Source organism: Roseibium sp. FZY0029, from assembly GCF_036350355.1.
Lineage (GTDB): Bacteria > Pseudomonadota > Alphaproteobacteria > Rhizobiales > Stappiaceae > Roseibium.
The window spans coordinates 353,840-374,158 of sequence record NZ_JAZDVZ010000003.1 but is presented as its reverse complement, the minus strand read 5'-3'; the positions used below and the strand labels follow the sequence as shown (position 1 = coordinate 374,158).

Below are 20,319 nucleotides of genomic sequence, written 5' to 3'. Positions count from 1 at the left end.
ATTGATCTTAGGTTCGGGAGAGCGCCGCCGGCGAACCGGCGGCGCTTTGTTGCTTAGTTGAAGGAGATCGAACCGGCGCGGAAGTCGAGCACGTAGGGAATGTGGCCCGGCTTGGGTGCCCAGTTGACGTTGGTCTTCATCGCCCAGCTTTCATAAGGACGATACAGCGGCAGCACCGGCGGATCCTGCTTGATGCGTTCCATCAGCTCGGCGTAGGCTGCGCGGCGCAGCTCGACATCGCCGGAATAGCGGAACTGCTCCCAGCTCTTGGCGTAGTCTTCGTCGGTGTTGAACCGGCCTTCGGATTCAGACGGTCCGTTCGGAGCCCACATGACGCCGAAGCAGCCGAACGGATCGGCAAAATACATCGGGTTGGACCAGTTGCGGGTCATCATGTCCGGCGAGTTGCCACTCCATTTGTCCTGGACGTTGACCTTGCCGTTGATGCCGACTTCCGCCCACATCTCCATGATCGCCTGGGCAGCCAGAAGACCGTTGGTGTAGTAACCCGGCGCGGTGTCATAGGTGATCTCGAAGCCGTCGTAGCCTGCTTCCTTGAGCAGTTCCTTGGCCTTCTCCGGATTGTATTCGAAGGTGGTCAGCTCCGGCTGATACAATTCGCCGAATTCCTTCAGCGTATGCGTGGAAGGAACCACGGCCTTGCCGCCCCAAAGAGCTTCGTTGAGCGTGTCGCGGTCGATGGCAAGCGACAGGGCCTGGCGGATGCGGGCATCCTTCAGCTTCGGATGGTTCACGTTCATGATCATGACGTGGAAGAGGGCCGTGGCGCTGCCGACAGCCTTCATGTCCGGATCGTTCTCGATGAGCTGGAGTTGATCCGGCGCGATGTTGGTGACGATGTCGGCTTCACCGGTTTTCAGCGCCGTGATGCGCGACGCGGTTTCCGGCATGTGCTTGACGGTGACCTTGTCGAGCGGCGCCTTTTCGCCCCAGAAATCGTCGAAACGTTCCCAGACAACGGTCTGGCCCGGAACGAATTCGGCAACCTTGTAGGGGCCCGTGCCGACAGGCTTCAGGGAAAAGGCCTCAAAGTCGTCATGCTCAAGCTTGTCCGGGTCGCCTGCAAGGCTCTTGGCATAGTCTTCCGGAATGATCATGACCTGCTGCAAGTTCAGCAGCGTTTCCCAGAGCGGCTCAGGGCGCTTGGCATGGATGCGGACGGTGAGGTCGTCGACCTTTTCGGCCTTCTCGAAGTTCTCAAGACGGTCACGGGCACGCACCTGATACGGCGGGAAATCAGCCTGGTACATCCGGTTCAGTGAGAAGACGACGTCGTCGGCGGTCATGTCGGCGCCATTGTGGAACTTCACGCCTTCCCGCAGCTTCAGTTCCATGATCGTCGGTTCGATCAACTTCCATTCGGTCGCAAGGCCGGGCTGCCATTCGGTTTCGGTGGTGTCATGGTTCTTGGCAATCAGCGTATCGAAGGCGTTGTAGTAGAACTGCGAACCGACATTCGAGTGGTCGCGGCCCGGATCGAGGTAGCTGGACACATTGGCGGCGCCAACGGTGAGTTCGGTTGCAAAGGCGCTTGTCGCCATAAGCGATGCAAGAGCGGTGGTTGCCAGTAGTTTGGTCATATCGAGCCTCCAAGGCTGCTAGGGTGGAGCGTTGGCCGTTCCGGCTTCTGTGGGTGGGGTCGGTCAGCGGGACCTGAGACGGACATCCGCCTTGTCGCGCAGCCAGTCGCCAAGGATCTGGACTGCGAATGTGAGGAGCAGGATCACCATCGCGGGGGCGAGTACGATCCACGGGGCCGTCGGCAGGTAGTCCCGGCCGATGCCGACCATGGAGCCGAGTGTTGCGGTCGGCGGTTGAACGCCGAGACCGAGGAAAGACAGAGTCGATTCCAGGATGACGATGTTGGAAAAGTTCAATGTGAACTGCACCACGATGGGCGAGACGACATTGGGCAGGATGTGCCGCATCGCGATCCGGACCGGTGTTGCGCCGGCTGCCCGTGCCGCTTCGACGAAGGGCATCTGGATCAGTTTCTTCACTTCGCCGCGTACGATCCGGGTGTATTGCTCCCAGCCATAGACGCCGAGCACCAGGATCATCACGTCCAGAGACGACCCCATGATGGCCAGGATGAGAAGGGCGATCAGCGTGAAGGGAATGGCAATCTGCGCATCGACCAGACCCATGACGATCTCTTCGAAAAGACCTCCGATGATGCCGGCCATAAGCCCAAGCGTGCCACCGATCAGAAGCCCGATGACAGCTCCTGCGAGGGCAAGGGCGAAGGTCAGCCGCAGGCCGTAGATGCAGCGGGAGAAGATGTCCCGGCCGAGCTCGTCCGTTCCGAAGTAGAAGCCGTCCTTGTAACGGTCGAAGCCAATCGGCGGCCGCAGACGGGAAATAAGGCTCTGGGCATTCGGGTCGAAAGGGGCAAGCCACGGGGCGGTGAGCGCGGTCAAGATCAGGATCAGGCCGATCAGCAGCGCGATCCGGACGATCCAGTTTGCATCCGACCAGATCGGGATGCGGAAGCTTCTCAATCCGGTATTATGCGGCGAAGACAGGTTATGCGTTGCGTCGGTCATACGCTTATCCCTTGGCAAGGCGGATGCGCGGATCCGCGAAGGCGTAGGCGATGTCGACCGCTGCGTTGATCACGATGACCGCAACAGCGACGGACAGGACACCGAACTGGAGGACGGGGTAGTCGCGCAGGATGGCCGAGCGGACGAGAAGATCGCCGATACCGGGCCAGGCGAAGATCGATTCCACGACGACGCTTCCAGCAGCGGCCAGGCTGGCGATCTGAAGGCCGACCACGGAAAGTAGGGTAATCGAAGCGTTGCGCAGACCGTGTTTCAGGATAACGATCCACTCCGGCAGGCCTTTGGCCCGGGCCGTGCGCATATAGTCCTGGCTGAGCACGTCCAGCATGGCGTTGCGGGTGAAGCGGGTGATTGCCGCGACCAGCATTCCGGAAATTGCCAGCGTCGGCATGATGAAATGTAGCGCCGTGCCATCGCCGATAACCGGGAGCCAGTTGAGCGTATAGGCAAAGATCAGCACCAGCAGGATGCCGATGATGAACGACGGGACGGCATAGCCGAGGAAGGCCACCACCATCACGACACTGCCGATGATGCTGGTGCGATAGATCGCAGCCAGAATACCCAGCGGTATGGAAACAATCAGCGTGAAGCACACCGCGCTGAGCAGCAGTTTCAACGAAGGCCACGCCCGCTCGAGGACGATTTCCGATACCGGCCGCCGCTCCAGGAAGGACAATCCGAATTCGCCTGAAAACACGGAGCTGAGATAGCGCCAGTATTGGGTGCCGATGGAGGAATCCAGACCGTAATAGGCAATCAGAAGGTCCCGGTCTTCCTTGGTGATGCCTTCGCCGAGAACGAAGTCGACCGGATTTCCCGACAGCCTCGTGGCGAAGAAGACCAGCGACACGATCAGAAACAGGGTGATCGCCATCCTCAATAGGGTTCGAAGGACATAGGTCAGCATGCGCTCGCCTCCGCAGCGGCCGGTTGCACAGGTTCTGCCGTGTCCCTGAGGGCGTTCGCGTTAGCCATCAGGGAAGGCGGTGCGACGAGGTGAATGAAATCGAGGCCGGCGAGAGCGGCAGCGGCCCCGTCTGTGGTGGCGTTGTCGCCCACAAAGGCAGCGTCGCTAGCACCAACACCTGCGGCGGTGAGCGCGGCATCGATGAGGAACGGCTGAGGTTTGCCGATGACACGGGCGGTAATGCTTGGAGCGCAGGCCTTAAAGGCTGCCAGCAGCGACCCGGTTTCCGGCACGGGAAGACCATCCGCGTTCGGGTGGGAAAGATCGGGATTGGTCACCACCAGCTCGGCGCCTTGCTCCAGCAGCCGCAATGCCTTTTCCAGTCCGTGGAGTGTGAAGCGGGTGTCACGGGCCAGAAGGACAGTGTCCGCCCGCTCATCTGCCCGCTCAAGACCAAGGTCGGCGGCAAGTTGGTGAAGCGGTTGCTCGGCAATGACGTGGACGCGCGCTCCTGGCTGTTCGGCGGCGATCATGCGCACAGTCAATTCGCCGGCAAGAAAGATGCTTTCCTGCGGCAGGGGCAGGCCGATCGCAGTCAGCTTTCGGGAAAGAGTGACGCTTGTATCGGCTGAGTTGTTGGAGACGATCGACAGTCTTTGACCAGCGGCCCGGACAAATTCTTTCGCACCCGGCAAGGCGTTCCCGGCCGCAATCAGGCAGCCGTCCAGGTCACACAGGATCGCGGCGTAGTCGTCAATGTCTGCGGCGCCAAGCCATTGGATCGTTGTTGTTTTGCGAGCCCGCATTGCGAAATCCATATCTGTCCGTTTGCCTGCCGGTCCTGCCGCCAGCCATTGAAGAGCCGCCGAAAAGTCGGGCGGTTTGTTCGGATCAGGGAGGGCCGTGCTCCATTGCTCCGGCCCGCTGAAACCGCCATCAAATTGTCTTCACTCTGTGACGCTGCCGTAACAGAGCGAACCTATGGTTTGAGGCGATCAAACCTTTGGCTTTGTTGTTCGGAGAAAACTCGGAATGACCCTTTCCTTGTCGCGCATTCGGGCCGTCAACGCGGTCGCGTCCGGTGGCTCCTATGCTGCCGCGGCAAGGGCTCTGAAGATTTCGCAGCCGGCAGTCGCGCGGCATGTGAAAGACCTGGAAGCGGAATTCGGGGTGCGCCTGTTCGACCGGAAGAACGGCGTTCTGGCGCCAACACCTCTGTGCAACGAACTTTGCGATGTTGCTGAGCGCATGGCAGAAGCCGAACGCGCGGCGACCCGGCTTCTGACCCGTCACAACACCTTGCTGAACGGTCGATTGAAAATCGGGTTGGGAAATTCCATGCCGGGCATGGCGCTGATCGCCCAATTCCTGAAGCGCCATCCGGGCATCGAGATCGCGGTCGAGACCGGTTCGCACGAACGGATCACCCGGGCGGTGCTGACGCGCGACGTTGATATCGGGGTTCTGCCGGATGTGCCGGCCGATGGAAGATTCCGCCGCGCATTGCTGGCAAGGCAGAACGTCGTCGCCATCGTCCATCCGGACAGCCCACTTTCACGAGAGACTGCCGTAACCTGCGAACGTCTGATGGCCGAACCCCTGATCTTCCGCACAAAGGGGTCCTCCACCCAGCGCGTGGTCGACAAGGCCTTTCGCGCCGCCGGTTTCGAGCCGTCGCCCCTGTTGACGCTGGACACGCGCGACGCGGTCTATGAAGCGGTGGTCAACGGGCTCGGGGTAGGGTTCATGTGGCGGTTCGGCACGGGGCGCACGGACGTCGTGCACCGTGTTCCTGTCTCGGACATGCAGCGTCAGTACGAGGAAGTGGTTTTCTCACTTGGCGATGAGCGCAGTATGTTGTTCGACGTTTTCTTTTCCGCTGTCGAGAGCTTCCGTACGGAAGCGGACGCGCTTCTGGATCACTAGAAGGCGAGGCGGCTAACTCGTAATTGCCTCGGTAAGCCTCACCGCTGACGCCACGCCATCGATGACCGGCACCTTGAACTGCGCTGTCAGGTCCGCAGCCAGATCTGCCATGCCCGCGCAGCCGAGCGCAATCGCTCCGATACCGTCCTGCCGGAGGGCCGCTTCGATTTCTGCCTCGACCTTGCGACGGGCATCGCTCTCGGGGTTCTCCAGTTCCAGAACCGGCACATCCGAAGCTCGCACTCTGGCACAGCGAGCCGCAAGCCCGGTGCGTTTCAGATTGTCTTCCAGCACCGGAACGGAGACGGGCAGGGTGGTGACCACGGAGAACCGTTCGGCAGCAACGGACGCAACGTGGTAGGCGGCCTCGCCGATGCCGACCACAGGAACGCCGGACGTTGCTTTCAACTCCCACAGGCCGGTATCGTCGAAACAAGCGATGATCACGGCACGGATGCTCGGATCGGACTTCAGGGATTTTTCGAAGAGATCGAACAGAGCGGGCAGGGCAGCCTCGCCGTCGGCGGGCCCCTGAATGGCTGCCGGTCCCTTCAGCGGATTGATGGCCGTAATCCGGGTGAAAGGACCGGCTGCGGCGCGAGCAGCCGCCGCGATCTTCTGCGTCATTGAAGCCGTGGAATTCGGGTTGATGACGAGGATATGTATGTCGTCCATGTCTGGCCCTAGACCATGCCCTTTCCGGCGTCCGAACCGTGCCGGGACCTGCGTTTGTTGAGGATCACCACGATGGCCAGGAACAGACCGATGATGCCGAAGGAAAAGGCTGTCGTCAGAGTGCCAAGGGCAAAGATCACCGGCGTCGTGACGTTTGTGGTCATGCCATAGATTTCCAGCGGCAGTGTGTTGTAGCTGCCGGCCGTCAGAAGCGTGCGGGCAAACTCGTCATAGGACAGGGTGAAGCCGAACAAGGCGACCCCGATCAACATCGGTGCGATAATCGGCAGCACGACATATCGAACGGTCTGCCAGGCGTTCGCGCCCTGATCGCGTGCGGCTTCCTCGTAGGATTTGTCGAAGCGGTTGAAGACCGCGAACATGATCAGCAGCCCGAAGGGCAAGGTCCACGTCAGCTGCGCGCCGAAGCCCGAGGTCGACCAGTGCACGGCGAGGCCGGATTGCGAGAAGATCAACCCGACGCCGAGCGAAACAAGGATCGACGGGATCACCAGCGAGGTGATGATCAGATAGAAGATCGCCCCGGAGCCTGGAAACCGCTTACGGAAGGCGAGGCCGCCCATCACCGAAACAACAACCGTTGTCACCATGACCATGAGACCGAGTGTGAGCGAGCGCGAAAAACTGCCCCAGATATCACCGACGGCCTGTTGCTCGAATAGGTCGCGGAACCAGTGCAGAGAGACACCGCGCATCGGAAAGGTCAGCCCGCCCTGTGGGCCCTGAAAACTGAGGATCGCGATGGTTATCGTCGGACCGTAGAGGAACACCAGGAATAGGGCGAAGAAGGTGGCGAGCACGTAGAAGGAGCGGGACCGTTTTTCCATGATCAGAGCTCCTTCCGGATGTCGACAAAGCGCAGCAGGATCGAGATCACCAGAAGCACCGTGATGAGCAGGATGACCGCCGTTGCCGCGGCTGAGGGATATTGCAGAAGCGCGATGTCGTTGGAGATCAGCCTGCCGACATTGGCCTTCTGGCTGCCGGACATGAAGCGTACGGTGATGAAGTCGCCCATCACCAGCGTCACGACGAAGATGGAACCGATCATGATGCCGGGTTTGGTCAGCGGGATGATGACGTTGGTGAGCGTCTGCAGCCCGCTCGCGCCATTGTCATAGGCCGCCTCGATCAGCGAGCGGTCGATGCGCATCATGGTGTTGAAGATCGGAACCACCATGAACAGCGTGTAAAGGTGGACGAAGGCCAGGATCACCGAAAAGTCGGAAAAGAGCAGCCATTCCAGAGGCTCGTCGATCACCCCCATCGAGATCAAGGTGGAATTGGCGATGCCGTTGCGGCCCAGAAACGGGATCCAGGAAATCATTCGGATGATGTTGGACGTCCAGAACGGGATCGTGCACAGCAGGAACAGAATGATCTGCCAGGTCAGCGTGCGCACGTGAAAGGCAAGGAAATAGGCAACGGTGAAGCCGATCACCAGCGTGATCGCCCAGGTGATCAGCGCGTATTTCACGGTGTTGAAGAACACCTGATAGGTCACCGGAGACGTAAGAAGGAACTCGTAATTGTCGAACTGGAAAGCCGGGTAGATCGAGAATTCCGTTGCCCCCCAGAAACTCACCACGACGATCATGGCAATGGGCAGAAGCAGAAAGAAGAACAGCACCAGCGCAAGGGGCAGCGACAACAGCCAGCCGGTTACCGCATCAGGCAGGCGGGCGAGGCTGAAGGGCGCTTTTGCGCGGGCTTTCGCAGCCGGGGAAATGCTGGAAATGGGCTGTGTCTGGTCCGTCATGAGGGTCGGGTCCGGTTTTAGAAAAAGGCGCTTGTCAGGGACGCCGGGGTATTGAGGTGCCCGGGGAATAACCCCGGGCACCTGTGTGCCGGTTCAGCCTCAGGCGGCGATGAACTCGTTCCACTTGCGAACCATGTACTGGTTCTCGTCCATGACAGCGTTCCAGCAGGCAACCGCACCCATGCGCTCATAGAAAGAGCCGCCGTCGCGGGTCTCACCGGCTTTTGCCAGAACGTCGCCGAACGGGTTGGTGATGTCGCCGGTGGCTTCCTTGCCTTCGAACCAGTAACCCCACTCGTTCTCGTCCATGTAGTTCTTGGAGGTTTCCGGCACGGCTGAGTAATAGCCCTGGCGCATAAGGAAGCCGCCGACCCAGCCATCGAGATACCAGTTGATGTATTCATAGGCGGCGTCCAGCTCGAGGCCGGTCAGGCTCTTGGAGAGACCGATACCACCGCCCCACGACCGGTAGCCTTCTTTCAGTGGCTGGTAGACGCACTCGATACCGCGAGACTTCACGGCGGTAATCGCCGGCGACCACATGGACTGGATCACCACTTCACCGGACGCCATCAGGTTGACGCTTTCGTCGAAGGTCTTCCAGAAGGCACGGAACTGGCCGTTCTTCTTGGCTTCGGTGAAGATCGCCATGGTCTTGTCGATCTCTTCGCGGGTCATGTTGCCCTTGTCGCCATACTGGATCTCGCCCATGGCTTCGCAGACCATGGCCGCATCCATGATGCCGATGGAAGAGATGTCGAGGATCGATGCCTTGCCCTTGAATTCCGGGTTCAGCAGTTCGGTCCAGCTCTCGATCGGGCGGCCGATCAGGTCCGGGCGGATGCCGAGCGTGTCGGCATTGTAGATGGTCGGGATCAGCGTCATCCAGCCGGTTTCTTCGCTGGCAAATGCCTTGCCGTCCGGACCGTCGACGAAGCCGACCGTGTGCGGGGCGGTGCCTTGCGCGATCACGGATTCCGGCGTCAGCTTGCCGCTTTTGAAGATGCCGACGATCTTGTCGTAATTCTTGATCTTGGACGTATCCATGGCCTGCAGGTTGCCTGTCGGCCAGACCTTCTTGCAGATCCAGTATTCGATGTCGGCAATGTCGAAGCTGTCCGGCTGGGTAGCGGCGCGCTGGGTGACGGCGTCACTGTCGAGGGCCGTCATTTCCAGGGTGAAGCCGAGATCTTCCTTCACCTTCTGTGCCACTTCGTTGAGGTTGGACACGCCGGTGCCGAACTGACGCAGGGTCACGTCCTTGATGTTCTGCGCCCAGATGGTCGGAAAGCCGGTGATCGCTCCGGAGCCGAGTGCGGCACCGGCAGCGGCGGCGCCACCTTTCAGGATGCTGCGGCGGCTGACGCCCTTGTTGGTCATCTGTTCAGTTTTTGCCACTTTATCTGTCATTTTCTTACTCCTGTTCCCCTCTGGAGTTTGTTCGGCCTCGGGAAAAGGCCTGCCATCGGCAACCGTCAGGCAGCCAGTTGATGTGCGTCCTCCGGCTTCCATGTCAGGAAGACGGTCGCGCCGATTTCGATCGGGTCCTGAAAAAAGGCTTCGTCGGTGAGTGCGGCCGTCAGATCGCCTGCGCCGCCCGCATCGAGGGCCAGATTGACGGTGGAGCCGAGGTATTCGACATCCTTGACGGAGGCCGTAAGGGCGGCGGCGTCTTCACCGGCCACTTTCCTGACCTTCAGCCGGTCCGCCCTGAGTGCGACCGACGCGCCATTCTGTTGCAGGACGTTGTGGCCGCCGATGAAACGGGCGACGAACTCTGTCGTCGGCGTGTTGAAGACATCGCGGGGGCTACCGGCCTGTTCGATCTTGCCGCCGTTCATGACGATGATGTCGTCGGCAAGTGCGAGGGCCTCGTCCTGGCTGTGTGTGACGTGAATGAAGGAAATGCCGAGCTCGCGCTGCAGCTTCTTGAGTTCGAGCCGCATCTTGATGCGCAGGAACGGATCAAGCGCCGACAACGGCTCGTCAAGCAGAAGCACGGAAGGTTCGGTGATCAGGGCGCGGGCCAGGGCGACGCGCTGCTGCTGACCGCCCGACAGTTGCGAAGGCAGCCTTTCGGCGTAGGCTGCCATATCGACCAGCTCCAGCAACTGACGGGCCTTCTTTAGCCTGACCGGCTTGTCCACACCCTTCATCTTCTGGGAAAAGGCGACGTTATCGATGACGGAAAGATGCGGAAACAGCGCGTAGTTCTGGAACATCATCGCCGTGCCGCGCCGGGCGGGTGGAAGGTCGGTTATATTGGTGCCTCCCAACACGATATCGCCGGTCGAGACGCTTTCATGGCCCGCGATCATACGCAGGGTGGAAGACTTGCCACAGCCGGATGGACCCAGCAGGCAGGAATAGGTGCCGGCGGCGAACTTGTGATTGATCGCGTCGACCGCGATGGTCTCACCGTAGATCTTGGTGGTGGCTGCCAGTTCAAGGTCCAGGGACTTCGCCATGACCGGACGTCTCCTTCAGAAAACCGTTTTCGGGTCCTGAAACAGCAAGTGCCGTGCCAATGCGAAAAATTGGCAGAAATCCTGGGAAGTTGAGCAATCGAAAAGGAATTGAGCCAAAATTTCTCGTCGAAGGTGCACAATATTTCGGCAAATTAAATACGATGTGAATAAAAATTGTATACGATCTCAGATTGCCGGGCAGGATCCCCGAGAGTAGGATCAAGCCATCGCTCAACCCCCATTGGGCACTTCAAGAAAAATGACCAAACCTGTGACCTCCGCCGAACTCGATCAACGCAGCAAGCTGCATGAAGTCTTTGCCCTGCCGCAGGGCCGGGCCCTAGATATCTGCCTCAAGCTTCAGAAAGCCATCCTGGAACACAGGCTGTCGCCTGGGCTGAAACTGTCCGAAGACGAGGTGGGGGAAATCTACGGTGCCAGCCGAACCGTCGTACGTGCATCGCTGCAAGCGCTTGCCCACTCCGGACTGGTTTCCATGGAAAAGAACCGGGGTGCCTTTGTTGCAAAACCCTCGATCCGTGAGGCGCATGAGGTGTTTCAGGCGCGCGCCTTGATAGAGCCTGCCGTGGCACGCCTGGCGGCGGCCGTCATCACCGATCGGCAGTTGGCCCTTTTACACGCGCATCTGGATGCCGAGCATGCCGCACTCCATGCGGGCGATATGGGAAAGGCGCTATTTCTGTCCGGAAACTTTCACACGGAAATTGCCGACATCGCCGATCATCGTATCTTCGCGGGCATGATCCGTTCTTTAATCTCACGATCTTCGCTGATCATCGCCCTTTACTGGAAGCGTTCGGACACGGCTTGTGAGAGCCATTCTCATCATGCGCTGATGAGCGCCTTTGAAAAGCGGGACAGCGCGGCAGCCGAGAGCATTCAGAAGAGCCACATCATCGACCTTCATTCAGGTCTGGACCTGAAAGAGAAGCCGGCAGGGGGCACATCGTTGAGTGAGGCGTTGCAGGGCTGACATCTGTCTCCCTTCGCCTCAGCTGTCCTGTCCTCCCTGGCCAGCTGTTCTGGAACCGGCAACCGGTGTTTCGACGAGGGCGTCAATGAAAGAGGACACGAAATGTCCCCTGTTGTGGGTCTGTGATTTCGAATAAATGCTTGCCTGCTGTGCTCTCACCGTGCCTGGGGCCGTCTTTCGGAGCTGCGCAATTTCCTCAACGTCGAAGCCCTTGAGGGTCAGTAGCGCGACGTCTCTTTCGGACGCCGACAGGGACCAGGTCTCGAACCGTTCCGTGATCATTTCACCAAAGGCATTTGCCGCGATCTTGAGGGAGTTCTCGGCCATGCGCGCCGAGCGTTGAATGCGCGCCATTTCCACAACACCGAACAAGACACCGGAAACGAGCCCAAGCGTTGCAAGGCCTTCGAACGCGGTATGGCTCACCAGGCCGGACAGGTGAAACTCCCAGAAGAAGTCACCGATGAAAAAGATCGCGCTCACAGCTTGTAGCAGGGCGACAGCAATCAGCGTCGTCATCCTAAGCGATGATGTCAGGTAACCGCTGATGACCTTGTCCAAAGAATTATGCACCTCCAGGACCGAAAACCGTCACGTTTCACGCTGAATAAGCACCTGCTTATAGACAAATCTAACTGAATTCGGATTTTGAAAGAACATATTCGAAGTTGAAAGTTAAAGTTAATCGGGAAACTTAACCGATATATCAATAAAAATATGAGAATATGTGAAAATACGTAAGTAAAAATAGAAGTTTTTTCTGGATTTTGCTTGCGTTCTTGAGGCTGTCGTCCTGCGGTTTGGTGTGGCGGATTATCGTCGCTTCCGAATGCAAGGTGGTTGGCTCTCAAGCGAGATGTTGAACCCGGATTAACAAAACTGTTGGGGTCACGGGGACACTGGGTGGAAAATCGCAAGGAGAATGAAAATGAAACTGGTGCATGTGGCGTTGGCAAGTGTGTTGTTGTTCTGCGGATCCTCCGGGGCCATGTCGGCAGAACGTGGTTTTTTGCATAAGCTGATCTCCGGCGACTTCTCCGGTTCTGGTGCCGGGAATGCCCGGAGTGGCGAAGGCAGGGGAGGACATGGAGAAACCAGATCCGCGTCCTACAATGATGACCGGGGAAGCCGGGATGACGACCATGACCGGCGCGGCAATGATGACAACGGGCACGACCGAAATGATGACAACGGGCGCGACCGGAATGACGACAATGGCAGAGACCATGACAATAGCCATAACGATGACCACGGTCGTGGCAACGATGACGGCGGAGATGATGACAACGGCCGGGACGATGATTGAAGGCAGCCGAAAATGACCGGCATATGCTGCGTCGTGATCAGCGCCGTGGATGATTTGGGTTAGTGGGTCGACAACGGATACGGCGGCTCCGCCAAATATGACGGAGCCGCAGGCCGTCATCGTGATTCCAATGGCGGCCATGGCCAGCGTCGCCGCTTTCATCCAGTTTCAGCTATCGGAGATCGCTGCGAGCGCGATGGCAGGGAATACGCAGGGGTTGTGAATAAACAACCGTTATTCGATAGTGAATTAACAGTGGGTGAAGACTAGCTATTCAATTTGTTATTGAAATTTTGGACTGATGGAGAATTTAATTTAATAGCGGAAGTTGATTTTTCTGGTTTTTGTTTGTGGTCAATACTTCAATTCTTCCAGGTTTGCGGTGTCATTTCACAGCGCGGATCGCATAGCGGTGCTGTGTTGCTCTCTCCCAACCTTTGAAGAAGGGCAGGTGGCGTCGTTGAGCCTTGTGAATAGCCTTGAGATCTGTGTCGACGACAATCTGTCTGAAGCCAGCTTCCCGCAACAGATCCACCACTGCGTCCGCTCTCGCGCCGTTGGAAAAATGGACGCGGGACAAGATACTGCGATGGGTTTCCACCATGGCGGTGGGGTTTGCGTCCGCTTCAGGACTTGCCCCGAAAAGAGCTCTTGTTTTCGACAATGAGGCGAGCAGTCTTGCGAACCAGCTCGGGTTGACGAAGTCTCCGTCGACTATCAGAAGCCTGCCTTCCGGTTTCAGCACCCGGTGCCATTCGGCAAAAGCCGACGCCGGATCGACCAGCGTCCAGACGAGATGTCGGCAGGTGATCGCGTCATAGCTGCCGGACGGTTCCATCGTGCGTTCTGCATCGCCAAGCAGAAAACGAATGGCCTGTCCGCGTGTTTTCGCCTTTTCGCGGGCCTTGGCCAGCATCGGCTCTGCCCAGTCCATGCCGGTCACGTCGAAGTTCAGATCATCAAGCAGATGCGAGATCACGCCTGTTCCGGAGGCAAGGTCGAGAACACTCCGGGAGTTCCCGGGACCCAGATGCTTGTTGAAGAGGTTTTTCCACGCTGTGTGCTCCTCGGTGGAAAAAATTTCGTGTCCGGGCTGGCTGTCGAAGGTCTCCGCCCGCTTGCCCCAATATTCCTTGATTTCCTCACGCAGATCGAAGTTCGAGAGAGTGTCCGCGTCGCTCATGAGGGCTGCTGCTCCGGTTGGTTGGAACCATTCCAAAAGATATTTCTTGACTCATATACTCAGGAAAAATACCAAAAACAAGAATTTAAAACTCAACTTATAACCTCTGGATAAATCGAGGCGGATGTGAGCAAAATCAAAGGCTTGGCAGTCTCTTTGCTGGTGACGGCAACTCTTGTTCCCGTGGCGGCTCTCGCCGGTGACATGGTAACTGTGACGGACATTACCGGCCGCAAGGTCGAGGTCGAAGTGCCGGTGGAAAAGGTCATTCTGGGCGAAGGGCGCCAGATCTATTTCACGGCGGCGCTGGATAGTGAAGATCCCTTCAAGCGTGTCGTCGGATGGCGGGACGATTTCGAGAAGGCGGATAACGACGGCTACCACCAGTATCTCGAAAAGTATCCGGAAATGACTGATCTGCCGACCTTCGGTGGCACGAAAACCGGCACCTTCGATGTGGAGCAGGCTGTTGCGCTTGAGCCGGACGTGATCATCCTGAACCTGGATGCCAAGGTGGCCACCGAAGAAGGCGGCTATATCGAGAAGCTCGCCAAGGTCGGTATTCCGGTCGTTTACGTCGACTTCCGTGAAAAGCCGATGGAAAACACCGAGCCATCCATGCGCCTGATCGGCAAACTCTTCGGCAAGGAGGAAAAGGCCGAGGAATTCATCGAATTCCGGGCGGCGGAAATCGCCAAGGTGACCGACAAGCTGGCAGCTCAAAAGGATCTCGTGAAGCCCGTCGTGTTCATGGAGCGCGCCGGAGGATATACCGACGATTGCTGCATGTCTTTTGGCGATGGGAACTTCGGCAAGATGGTGGAAATGGCCGGTGGCATCAACATGGCGGCCGACATCATTCCGGGCACCTTCGGCACTGTTAATCCGGAGCAGATCATCGCGACTGATCCGGACCAGATCATCGTGACCGGTGCAAACTGGGAACTCTATATTCCTGGCGGCAACTGGGTTGGCGTCGGACCTGGTGCCGATCCCGAAGTCACCGGGGACAAGCTCGCAAAGCTGACGAAGCGCCCTGGTTTCACCGGCGTCAAGGCCGTGCGCGAGAACAACGTGCATGCCATCTGGCACCAGTTCTACAACAACCCTTATCAGTTCGTGGCGATCCAGCAGATTGCCAAGTGGCTGCATCCCGATCTGTTTGCCGATCTTGATCCCGATGCCACCTTCAAGGAACTGCACGACCGTTTCCTGCCGATCGATTACCGGCCTGGTTACTTCGTGTCACTGAAATCGAGTAACTGACATGGCAGTTTCGGAACTTGTTCCGGCTGAGGAGGGGCGCGGTCTTTACCGCGCCCTTGCGTTCAGGCGTATTCTTGTCATTTGCGGCCTGATCGTCGCATTGGCGTTCAGCTTTTCAATGGATCTCGCTCTTGGGCCGGCCCGCTATCCCTTGTCGGAAGTGCTCGCCGCCCTGATCGATCCCTCCGGCGCGGACCTGCAGACCCGTGTGGTCCTGTGGGACATTCGTATGCCGGTTGCTCTTATGGCGATCAGCGTTGGCGCCTGTCTGTCATTGGCGGGCGCGCAGATGCAGACGATCCTCGCCAATCCGCTGGCCAGTCCTTTTACGCTGGGCATTTCAGCCGCAGCCAGTTTCGGCGCGGCCCTTGGCCTTGTCGCCGGCGTTGCGATTTTTCCGGCCGCGGTTCACTACATGGTTCCGCTCAATGCCTTTCTGATGGCCATGGCCGCTTCACTGTTCATCTATCTGATGTCGACCGTCCGGGGCGTGACCGTTCAAACCATCGTGCTTCTGGGCATTGCGCTGGTGTTCACCTTCAACGCGCTGCTGTCCCTGCTTGAATATCTTGCATCCGAACAGGCGCTCGCTGCCGTCGTGTTCTGGACCATGGGATCGCTGACCAAGGCGACATGGGGCAAGGTCATGGCGACATTCGCCATCCTTATCGTCTGCATTCCGTTTTTCGCGCGCCATTCCTGGGCGTTGACGGCGCTGAGGCTCGGCGACGTTAAGGCAGCCAGTTTCGGCGTGAACATCAAGTCGCTCCGTCTTAAGACGCTGCTTGGCGTCAGTCTCCTGGCGGCCATACCGGTTTCCTTTGTCGGCACCATCGGGTTTGTCGGACTGGTCGGACCGCATATCGCCCGCATGCTGGTGGGGGAAGACCAGCGATTTTTCCTGCCTGCCGCCATCCTGTGTGGTGCGCTGATGCTGTCGGCGACATCCGTCGTTTCCAAGATCCTTCTGCCGGGGGCGATCCTGCCGATCGGCGTCATCACAGCACTTGTGGGTGTGCCGTTCTTCTTTGTGCTCATCTTCGCGGATCGGAGGCAGTCATGGTAACCCTGCAATTAAAAGACCTGGGGGCTCGCTACGGCTCCACACTTACGGTGGAAGGGGTTTCGACCCCGGTTTTTTCGGGCGGTGAACTGACTGCAGTCATCGGACCAAACGCTGCGGGTAAGTCGACGTTGTTCAAGCGCATCGCAGGACTTTTGAAAGGGCCGGGCGAGGTGGTTCTGGAAGGCAACAAGGCATCACCGCGCGACGCGATCCGCTACATGCCCCAGGACACGCACGCCAATGCCGTGCTGACGGTTTATGAATCCGTGTTGCTGGCAGCCAAGCAGGGCGAAGGCTGGCGTGTGAAAGATGCCGAGCTGTTCGAAATCGATCAGATCCTGAAAGCCCTGCAAATCGATGGACTGGCCTTCCGGAACCTTGGCGAATTGTCCGGCGGCCAGCGCCAGCTCGTTTCAATTGCGCAGGCTCTGGTACGCCGCCCGGAAGTGCTGATGATGGATGAACCGACATCCGCGCTGGATCTTTACCGCCAGGTTGAAGTTCTGAACTTCATGCGTGACCTCGCACGCCGCCAGGGCACGCTGGTGCTCATCGCCTTGCACGACCTCAATCATGCGCTGCGGTTCTGCAAGAACACAATGGTGATTGCCGGCGGGCGTCTGATGGCCGCCGGTCCGTCTGAGGACGTCATCACGTCCTCAATGCTGCGTGACATTTACCGTGTGGAAGCGCGCGTGGAAGCCTGCTCGCGCGGTGAAAATCACGTCATCATCGACCGGTCTGCCGCCTGACGGCAGAGATCAGCCCGCGTTGATCAGTCCTGGTCGACGTCGATGCGGGCTTCCTCGACGGTTGAGGCCAGATCCCGGTTGGCATCCAGAAGAACATTCTGGTGCAGCCGGATCCGCCAAAGGTGATAGGCGACCCTGTGCAGCCAGCGCAGGGCATCCAGCTTCAGCCAGACGGTCTCCGCCGGCACCTTATCCGCCGCTGCCATTGCGATCAGCCGATCCCGATTGAGCCGGCGCTGCCGCCGCATCAACAGCCGAAGCCGGTCGAGTGTCTTTTCCTGTGTCTTGACGTCCTTCTGTCTGGCGGTGGTTCCGGTAACACCCAGGATCAGGCCCGCCAGGCGTTTGAGACGGTGATCCAGCGCCAGCTCATCGATCCGCTGTCTCTGGTCGCAGCGGTACAGCAGGCGGCTCAGGTGATCGAGGATGTGAAACTGCCCTTTTAACTCTTCCTGGAACACCATGTCATTTGGGGGGACGATGATCCTGTCCAGATAGGTCCGTGTATCTGCAATGGCCTTGGCGAGTTCCTCCCGGTCCAGTTCCTCGTGCGAAACAGGCCTTGCGCCCAGCCGGCTGCGCAATCTGTCGATAATGGCAGCATCCAGATCGGCAACCGTCTGCCCTGCAAGTGCTGCGGCTGCATGCGGGTCCCGCAGCACGAGGGGATCCAGTCTGCTGGTCAGGTCGGAGCCTTTTTCGGGGACCAGTGTTTCAACCAGGCGGGCAAAAGGCCGCGCAAAGGGCAGGACCAGGACAACTCCAAGTGCGTTGAAGAAACTGTGAAATGCGACGAGAGCAATCTGCGCATCGCCGTTTCCGGTCATCGCCCCAGCCACAAGCTGAAATGGCCCCAGCAGAAAAAACGCCATCACACCGGTCAGGACATTGTAGATCACATGCGCATAGCCCGTGCGCCGGGCCATGGTGCCGCCGCCAATTGTCGCCAGGGCTGCGGTAAACGTGGTCCCGACATCCATGCCGATCACCAGGGCGGCTGCCTGTGGAAAGTTGATGGCGCCGGCACCTAGAGCCGCCAGCGCTGTGGCAACACCTGCGCTTGAGGACTGGGTCACGACGGTTATCAGCATGCCAATGAACAGAAGTTGCAGACGGCCGAAAAGTGTGTCCGGCGGAAAGTCGGTGGGCGTTACGACGCCGCTGAAGGCGTCCAGACCGTCCTTCATGTGTTCGATGCCGATAAAGATCAGGCAGAAGCCGGCGAGCGCCTGTCCCGCCAGTGCGACCCGGCCGCGAAACGCAAGCCGCGCGATCGCACCGAAAAACACGAAAGGCAGGGCGATCTGTCCGAGATCCAGCTTGAAGCCCAGGACAGCCACCAGCCAGCCTGTCAGGGTGGTGCCGACATTTGCGCCGAATATGACACCAAGCGCCTGTGGAAACGTCAGCAGGCCGGACGCGACAAAGCCGACGGCTGCAACGGTGGTCGCGCTGGAAGACTGGATGACCGCGGTGGTGAGGGCGCCTGTCACAGCACCGGACAAAGGCGTTGAGGTGAACCTCGACAACATATCGCGCATGCGCTGCGCCGCGAGGGCCTTCAGCCCGTCGGTCAGAAGCATCATACCGATCAGAAACAGGCCAACGCCACCAAGCGCCGACAGGAAACTTGAAAACATGCAGTGACGTTATCCGACCGGGTGAACCCTCACAATCAGTCAAGATACTATCCGCAGCGCTGTTACGCGTCCTGTGCACCCAAAACGAAACCCGAAGTGTTTCCGAGGGTGGCTGCAACTTCTGGCGGAAAGTCCTTTGCTGATCGGGGCTACTGTGGGAGCCTGTACCGAGCAAGCGCGTCAAGCTTCCGCCGGAGGCCGCGTCACGAGGAAGAGCACATGAAGAAGTATGAGGCCCCGGGCGTCTACATCGTCGAGAAAAATGCCTTTCCTATGCAGGTTGTGGAAGTCGCGACAGATGTCCCGATCTTCATCGGCTACACGCAAAGGGCCGCGCAGCAGGGCGCGGATGTGACCGGCGTGCCGGCTCGGGTCACTTCATTGAAGGAGTTTGAACTATGGTTCGGCAAAGCACCGGCAGCGCGGTTTGACTTCAGTCTGCGGGCAGGGGAACCGGTTCTGGAACTGGAGGACGCAAGCAATTTCATTCTGCACTCGGCCATACGCCTGTTCTTCGAAAATGGCGGCAGCAAGTGCTGGATTTTGTCAGTCGCTTGTTACGGCGAGGGAGAGCCCGCGATTGCAAAGTCCGTGGAGCATTTCAGTGAGGCTGTCTGGCAGGAAGTCGCCCAGCAGGAGGAGCCGTCGATGGTCGTCATTCCAGAGGCGGTGCTCCTGCCGTCACCGGTGGACTACAAGACCGTCTGGGACAGGGGTCTTGCCCATTGTGCCGAGACCAAAAAACGTTTCGCCATTGTGGATGTGTTCAACGGTGACACGAAGAGGACATACGACGAGGCTGACGTGATCTCGGGAAAGACCGGCCTGCGGAATATGCTCTCGGCAGAAGACTTGAGCTTCGCGGCCGCATATTATCCCTGGGTGAACACCAAGCTCCATGTCGCCTCTGATTTGACCTTCGACAACATTTCTGCCGACACCCGAAAGGCTTTTTTCGATTATGTCCGGCAAGATCCGAGCGCACAGGCGTTCGATGCCCAAAAAGCCGCGCTGGAAAAAACACTCGATCTGATAGCGGATGACAAAACGTCCGACGCAGAAAAGGCACGTTGTGAGAAAGGCTTGAGAGTTCTTTCGGATCGTTACAAAGACCTCATTGACCATGCGGTCGCAGCGTTGAATGTCATGCCTCCGTCAAGTGCGCTGGCGGGTGCCTACGCAAGGACCGACAACAATACCGGCGTCTGGCAGGCGCCTGCAAACATTGGGCTATCTTCCGTCGTATCACCCTGCATAGTTATCTCAGATGCTCAGCAGGAAGATCTGAACGCCCCATTGGATGGCAAGGCCGTGAATGCGATCCGGTCGTTTCCGGCACGCGGGACAGTTGTCTGGGGCGCGCGCACGCTGGCCGGTAACAGCTCTGAATGGCGCTATGTGAATGTCCGCCGAACGGCGATCATGCTGAAACAATCGATCAAGGCAACGCTCGATGCATTCGTGTTTTCACCCAACACTGAACCAACCTGGCAATCGATAAAGCACTCGATTGAGTATTTTCTGAATTCTCTTTGGAAAGCCGGAGCGCTCGTTGGCGCCACTTCTGATGAGGCTTTCGGAGTGGATGTTGGCCTTGGTTCAACCATGACCGAGACAGATGTCATAGCTGGCACTGTAAACGTCGTGGTGCAGGTTGCCCTCATTCGGCCGGCGGAGTTTATTGTGATGCCGTTACGGCAGCAGCTCCAGACAAAGCCCGATTGATCAGAAGGTCAGGAAGATTTGCCAGACAAAGCCGCGATCG

At 58.6% G+C, this 20,319-nt stretch carries 19 protein-coding genes; 6 read left to right on the top strand and 13 right to left on the bottom strand.

Translation table 11 applies throughout. The features are described from left to right. Positions 1-53: 53 nt before the first annotated feature. From V1T76_RS10075 to V1T76_RS10060, 4 genes are all read right to left on the bottom strand, one after another. Positions 54-1,601, bottom strand: coding sequence for an ABC transporter substrate-binding protein (locus V1T76_RS10075; protein ID WP_330560534.1), 1,548 nt, complete (start codon positions 1,599-1,601; stop codon positions 54-56). A 63-nt stretch (positions 1,602-1,664) separates the two neighbouring features. Then, a complete protein-coding gene (locus V1T76_RS10070) occupies positions 1,665-2,567 on the bottom strand; it encodes an ABC transporter permease (protein ID WP_330560533.1) in 903 nt (300 codons plus the stop codon). 4 nt (positions 2,568-2,571) lie between these two features. Continuing rightward, the gene (locus tag V1T76_RS10065) at positions 2,572-3,498 is read right to left on the bottom strand and encodes an ABC transporter permease (RefSeq protein WP_330560532.1); all 927 of its coding nucleotides are present in this window, start codon (positions 3,496-3,498) and stop codon (positions 2,572-2,574) included. Next, the gene (locus V1T76_RS10060; RefSeq protein ID WP_330560531.1) at positions 3,492-4,304 is read right to left on the bottom strand and encodes an HAD-IIA family hydrolase; all 813 of its coding nucleotides are present in this window, start codon (positions 4,302-4,304) and stop codon (positions 3,492-3,494) included. The genes V1T76_RS10065 and V1T76_RS10060 overlap by 7 nt, the downstream gene beginning before the upstream one ends. A 226-nt stretch (positions 4,305-4,530) precedes the next feature. Between V1T76_RS10060 and V1T76_RS10055 the strand changes: the two genes are divergently transcribed. Continuing rightward, positions 4,531-5,424: a LysR family transcriptional regulator gene (locus V1T76_RS10055; RefSeq protein ID WP_330560530.1), complete on the top strand. Its 894-nt coding sequence runs from the start codon at positions 4,531-4,533 to the stop codon at positions 5,422-5,424. Positions 5,425-5,436: 12 nt separating this feature from the next. Here V1T76_RS10055 and V1T76_RS10050 read toward each other — a convergent pair whose 3' ends face one another. The 5 genes from V1T76_RS10050 to V1T76_RS10030 all read right to left on the bottom strand — a co-directional run bounded on the left by V1T76_RS10050 (position 5,437) and on the right by V1T76_RS10030 (position 10,347). Beyond that, positions 5,437-6,099 carry an aspartate/glutamate racemase family protein gene (locus V1T76_RS10050; RefSeq protein WP_330560529.1) on the bottom strand — a complete coding sequence of 221 codons (663 nt, stop codon included), beginning with the start codon at positions 6,097-6,099 and terminating at the stop codon, positions 5,437-5,439. Positions 6,100-6,107: 8 nt separating this feature from the next. Further along, positions 6,108-6,947, bottom strand: coding sequence for an ABC transporter permease (locus V1T76_RS10045; RefSeq protein ID WP_006934853.1), 840 nt, complete (start codon positions 6,945-6,947; stop codon positions 6,108-6,110). 2 nt (positions 6,948-6,949) lie between these two features. Further along, entirely contained in the window at positions 6,950-7,879 is a 930-nt protein-coding gene (locus V1T76_RS10040; protein WP_330560528.1) for an ABC transporter permease, read from the bottom strand. Positions 7,880-7,978: 99 nt separating this feature from the next. Beyond that, positions 7,979-9,289 carry an ABC transporter substrate-binding protein gene (locus V1T76_RS10035; RefSeq protein ID WP_330560527.1) on the bottom strand — a complete coding sequence of 437 codons (1,311 nt, stop codon included), beginning with the start codon at positions 9,287-9,289 and terminating at the stop codon, positions 7,979-7,981. A 65-nt stretch (positions 9,290-9,354) separates the two neighbouring features. Next, positions 9,355-10,347: an ABC transporter ATP-binding protein gene (locus V1T76_RS10030; RefSeq protein WP_330560526.1), complete on the bottom strand. Its 993-nt coding sequence runs from the start codon at positions 10,345-10,347 to the stop codon at positions 9,355-9,357. A 259-nt stretch (positions 10,348-10,606) separates the two neighbouring features. Between V1T76_RS10030 and V1T76_RS10025 the strand changes: the two genes are divergently transcribed. Then, entirely contained in the window at positions 10,607-11,341 is a 735-nt protein-coding gene (locus V1T76_RS10025) for a GntR family transcriptional regulator (protein ID WP_330560525.1), read from the top strand. An 18-nt stretch (positions 11,342-11,359) separates the two neighbouring features. Here V1T76_RS10025 and V1T76_RS10020 read toward each other — a convergent pair whose 3' ends face one another. From V1T76_RS10020 to V1T76_RS10010, 3 genes are all read right to left on the bottom strand, one after another. Continuing rightward, complete coding sequence (locus tag V1T76_RS10020; RefSeq protein ID WP_330560524.1) at positions 11,360-11,902, bottom strand: helix-turn-helix transcriptional regulator; 543 nt, start codon at positions 11,900-11,902, stop codon at positions 11,360-11,362. 286 nt (positions 11,903-12,188) lie between these two features. Further along, entirely contained in the window at positions 12,189-12,809 is a 621-nt protein-coding gene (locus tag V1T76_RS10015) for a hypothetical protein (RefSeq protein WP_330560523.1), read from the bottom strand. Between the two features lie 223 nt (positions 12,810-13,032). After that, positions 13,033-13,830: a class I SAM-dependent methyltransferase gene (locus V1T76_RS10010; RefSeq protein ID WP_330560522.1), complete on the bottom strand. Its 798-nt coding sequence runs from the start codon at positions 13,828-13,830 to the stop codon at positions 13,033-13,035. Positions 13,831-13,974: 144 nt separating this feature from the next. Here V1T76_RS10010 and V1T76_RS10005 point away from each other — a divergent pair, with 144 nt between their 5' ends. The 3 genes from V1T76_RS10005 to V1T76_RS09995 are packed head-to-tail and all read left to right on the top strand — an operon-like array spanning position 13,975 to position 16,914. Further along, positions 13,975-15,096 carry an ABC transporter substrate-binding protein gene (locus V1T76_RS10005; protein ID WP_330560813.1) on the top strand — a complete coding sequence of 374 codons (1,122 nt, stop codon included), beginning with the start codon at positions 13,975-13,977 and terminating at the stop codon, positions 15,094-15,096. A gap of 1 nt (position 15,097) precedes the next feature. After that, positions 15,098-16,162, top strand: a complete 1,065-nt coding sequence (locus tag V1T76_RS10000) for a FecCD family ABC transporter permease (protein WP_330560521.1) — start codon at positions 15,098-15,100, stop codon at positions 16,160-16,162. Further along, positions 16,156-16,914, top strand: coding sequence for an ABC transporter ATP-binding protein (locus V1T76_RS09995; RefSeq protein WP_330560520.1), 759 nt, complete (start codon positions 16,156-16,158; stop codon positions 16,912-16,914). The genes V1T76_RS10000 and V1T76_RS09995 overlap by 7 nt, the downstream gene beginning before the upstream one ends. A 23-nt stretch (positions 16,915-16,937) precedes the next feature. Here V1T76_RS09995 and V1T76_RS09990 read toward each other — a convergent pair whose 3' ends face one another. Further along, positions 16,938-18,554, bottom strand: a complete 1,617-nt coding sequence (locus V1T76_RS09990) for a Na/Pi cotransporter family protein (RefSeq protein ID WP_330560519.1) — start codon at positions 18,552-18,554, stop codon at positions 16,938-16,940. A 219-nt stretch (positions 18,555-18,773) separates the two neighbouring features. Between V1T76_RS09990 and V1T76_RS09985 the strand changes: the two genes are divergently transcribed. Continuing rightward, positions 18,774-20,279, top strand: coding sequence for a phage tail sheath family protein (locus tag V1T76_RS09985; protein ID WP_330560518.1), 1,506 nt, complete (start codon positions 18,774-18,776; stop codon positions 20,277-20,279). The last annotated feature ends 40 nt before the right edge of the window (positions 20,280-20,319 follow it).

Coding starts and splice junctions, on each gene's coding strand:
- V1T76_RS10075 (WP_330560534.1), bottom strand. CDS start 1,601: ATGACCAAACTACTGGCAACCACCGCTCTTGCATCGCTTATGGCGACA.
- V1T76_RS10070 (WP_330560533.1), bottom strand. CDS start 2,567: ATGACCGACGCAACGCATAACCTGTCTTCGCCGCATAATACCGGATTG.
- V1T76_RS10065 (WP_330560532.1), bottom strand. CDS start 3,498: ATGCTGACCTATGTCCTTCGAACCCTATTGAGGATGGCGATCACCCTG.
- V1T76_RS10060 (WP_330560531.1), bottom strand. CDS start 4,304: ATGCGGGCTCGCAAAACAACAACGATCCAATGGCTTGGCGCCGCAGAC.
- V1T76_RS10055 (WP_330560530.1), top strand. CDS start 4,531: ATGACCCTTTCCTTGTCGCGCATTCGGGCCGTCAACGCGGTCGCGTCC.
- V1T76_RS10050 (WP_330560529.1), bottom strand. CDS start 6,099: ATGGACGACATACATATCCTCGTCATCAACCCGAATTCCACGGCTTCA.
- V1T76_RS10045 (WP_006934853.1), bottom strand. CDS start 6,947: ATGGAAAAACGGTCCCGCTCCTTCTACGTGCTCGCCACCTTCTTCGCC.
- V1T76_RS10040 (WP_330560528.1), bottom strand. CDS start 7,879: ATGACGGACCAGACACAGCCCATTTCCAGCATTTCCCCGGCTGCGAAA.
- V1T76_RS10035 (WP_330560527.1), bottom strand. CDS start 9,289: ATGACAGATAAAGTGGCAAAAACTGAACAGATGACCAACAAGGGCGTC.
- V1T76_RS10030 (WP_330560526.1), bottom strand. CDS start 10,347: ATGGCGAAGTCCCTGGACCTTGAACTGGCAGCCACCACCAAGATCTAC.
- V1T76_RS10025 (WP_330560525.1), top strand. CDS start 10,607: ATGACCAAACCTGTGACCTCCGCCGAACTCGATCAACGCAGCAAGCTG.
- V1T76_RS10015 (WP_330560523.1), bottom strand. CDS start 12,809: ATGAAAGCGGCGACGCTGGCCATGGCCGCCATTGGAATCACGATGACG.
- V1T76_RS10010 (WP_330560522.1), bottom strand. CDS start 13,830: ATGAGCGACGCGGACACTCTCTCGAACTTCGATCTGCGTGAGGAAATC.
- V1T76_RS10000 (WP_330560521.1), top strand. CDS start 15,098: ATGGCAGTTTCGGAACTTGTTCCGGCTGAGGAGGGGCGCGGTCTTTAC.
- V1T76_RS09995 (WP_330560520.1), top strand. CDS start 16,156: ATGGTAACCCTGCAATTAAAAGACCTGGGGGCTCGCTACGGCTCCACA.
- V1T76_RS09990 (WP_330560519.1), bottom strand. CDS start 18,554: ATGTTTTCAAGTTTCCTGTCGGCGCTTGGTGGCGTTGGCCTGTTTCTG.
- V1T76_RS09985 (WP_330560518.1), top strand. CDS start 18,774: ATGAAGAAGTATGAGGCCCCGGGCGTCTACATCGTCGAGAAAAATGCC.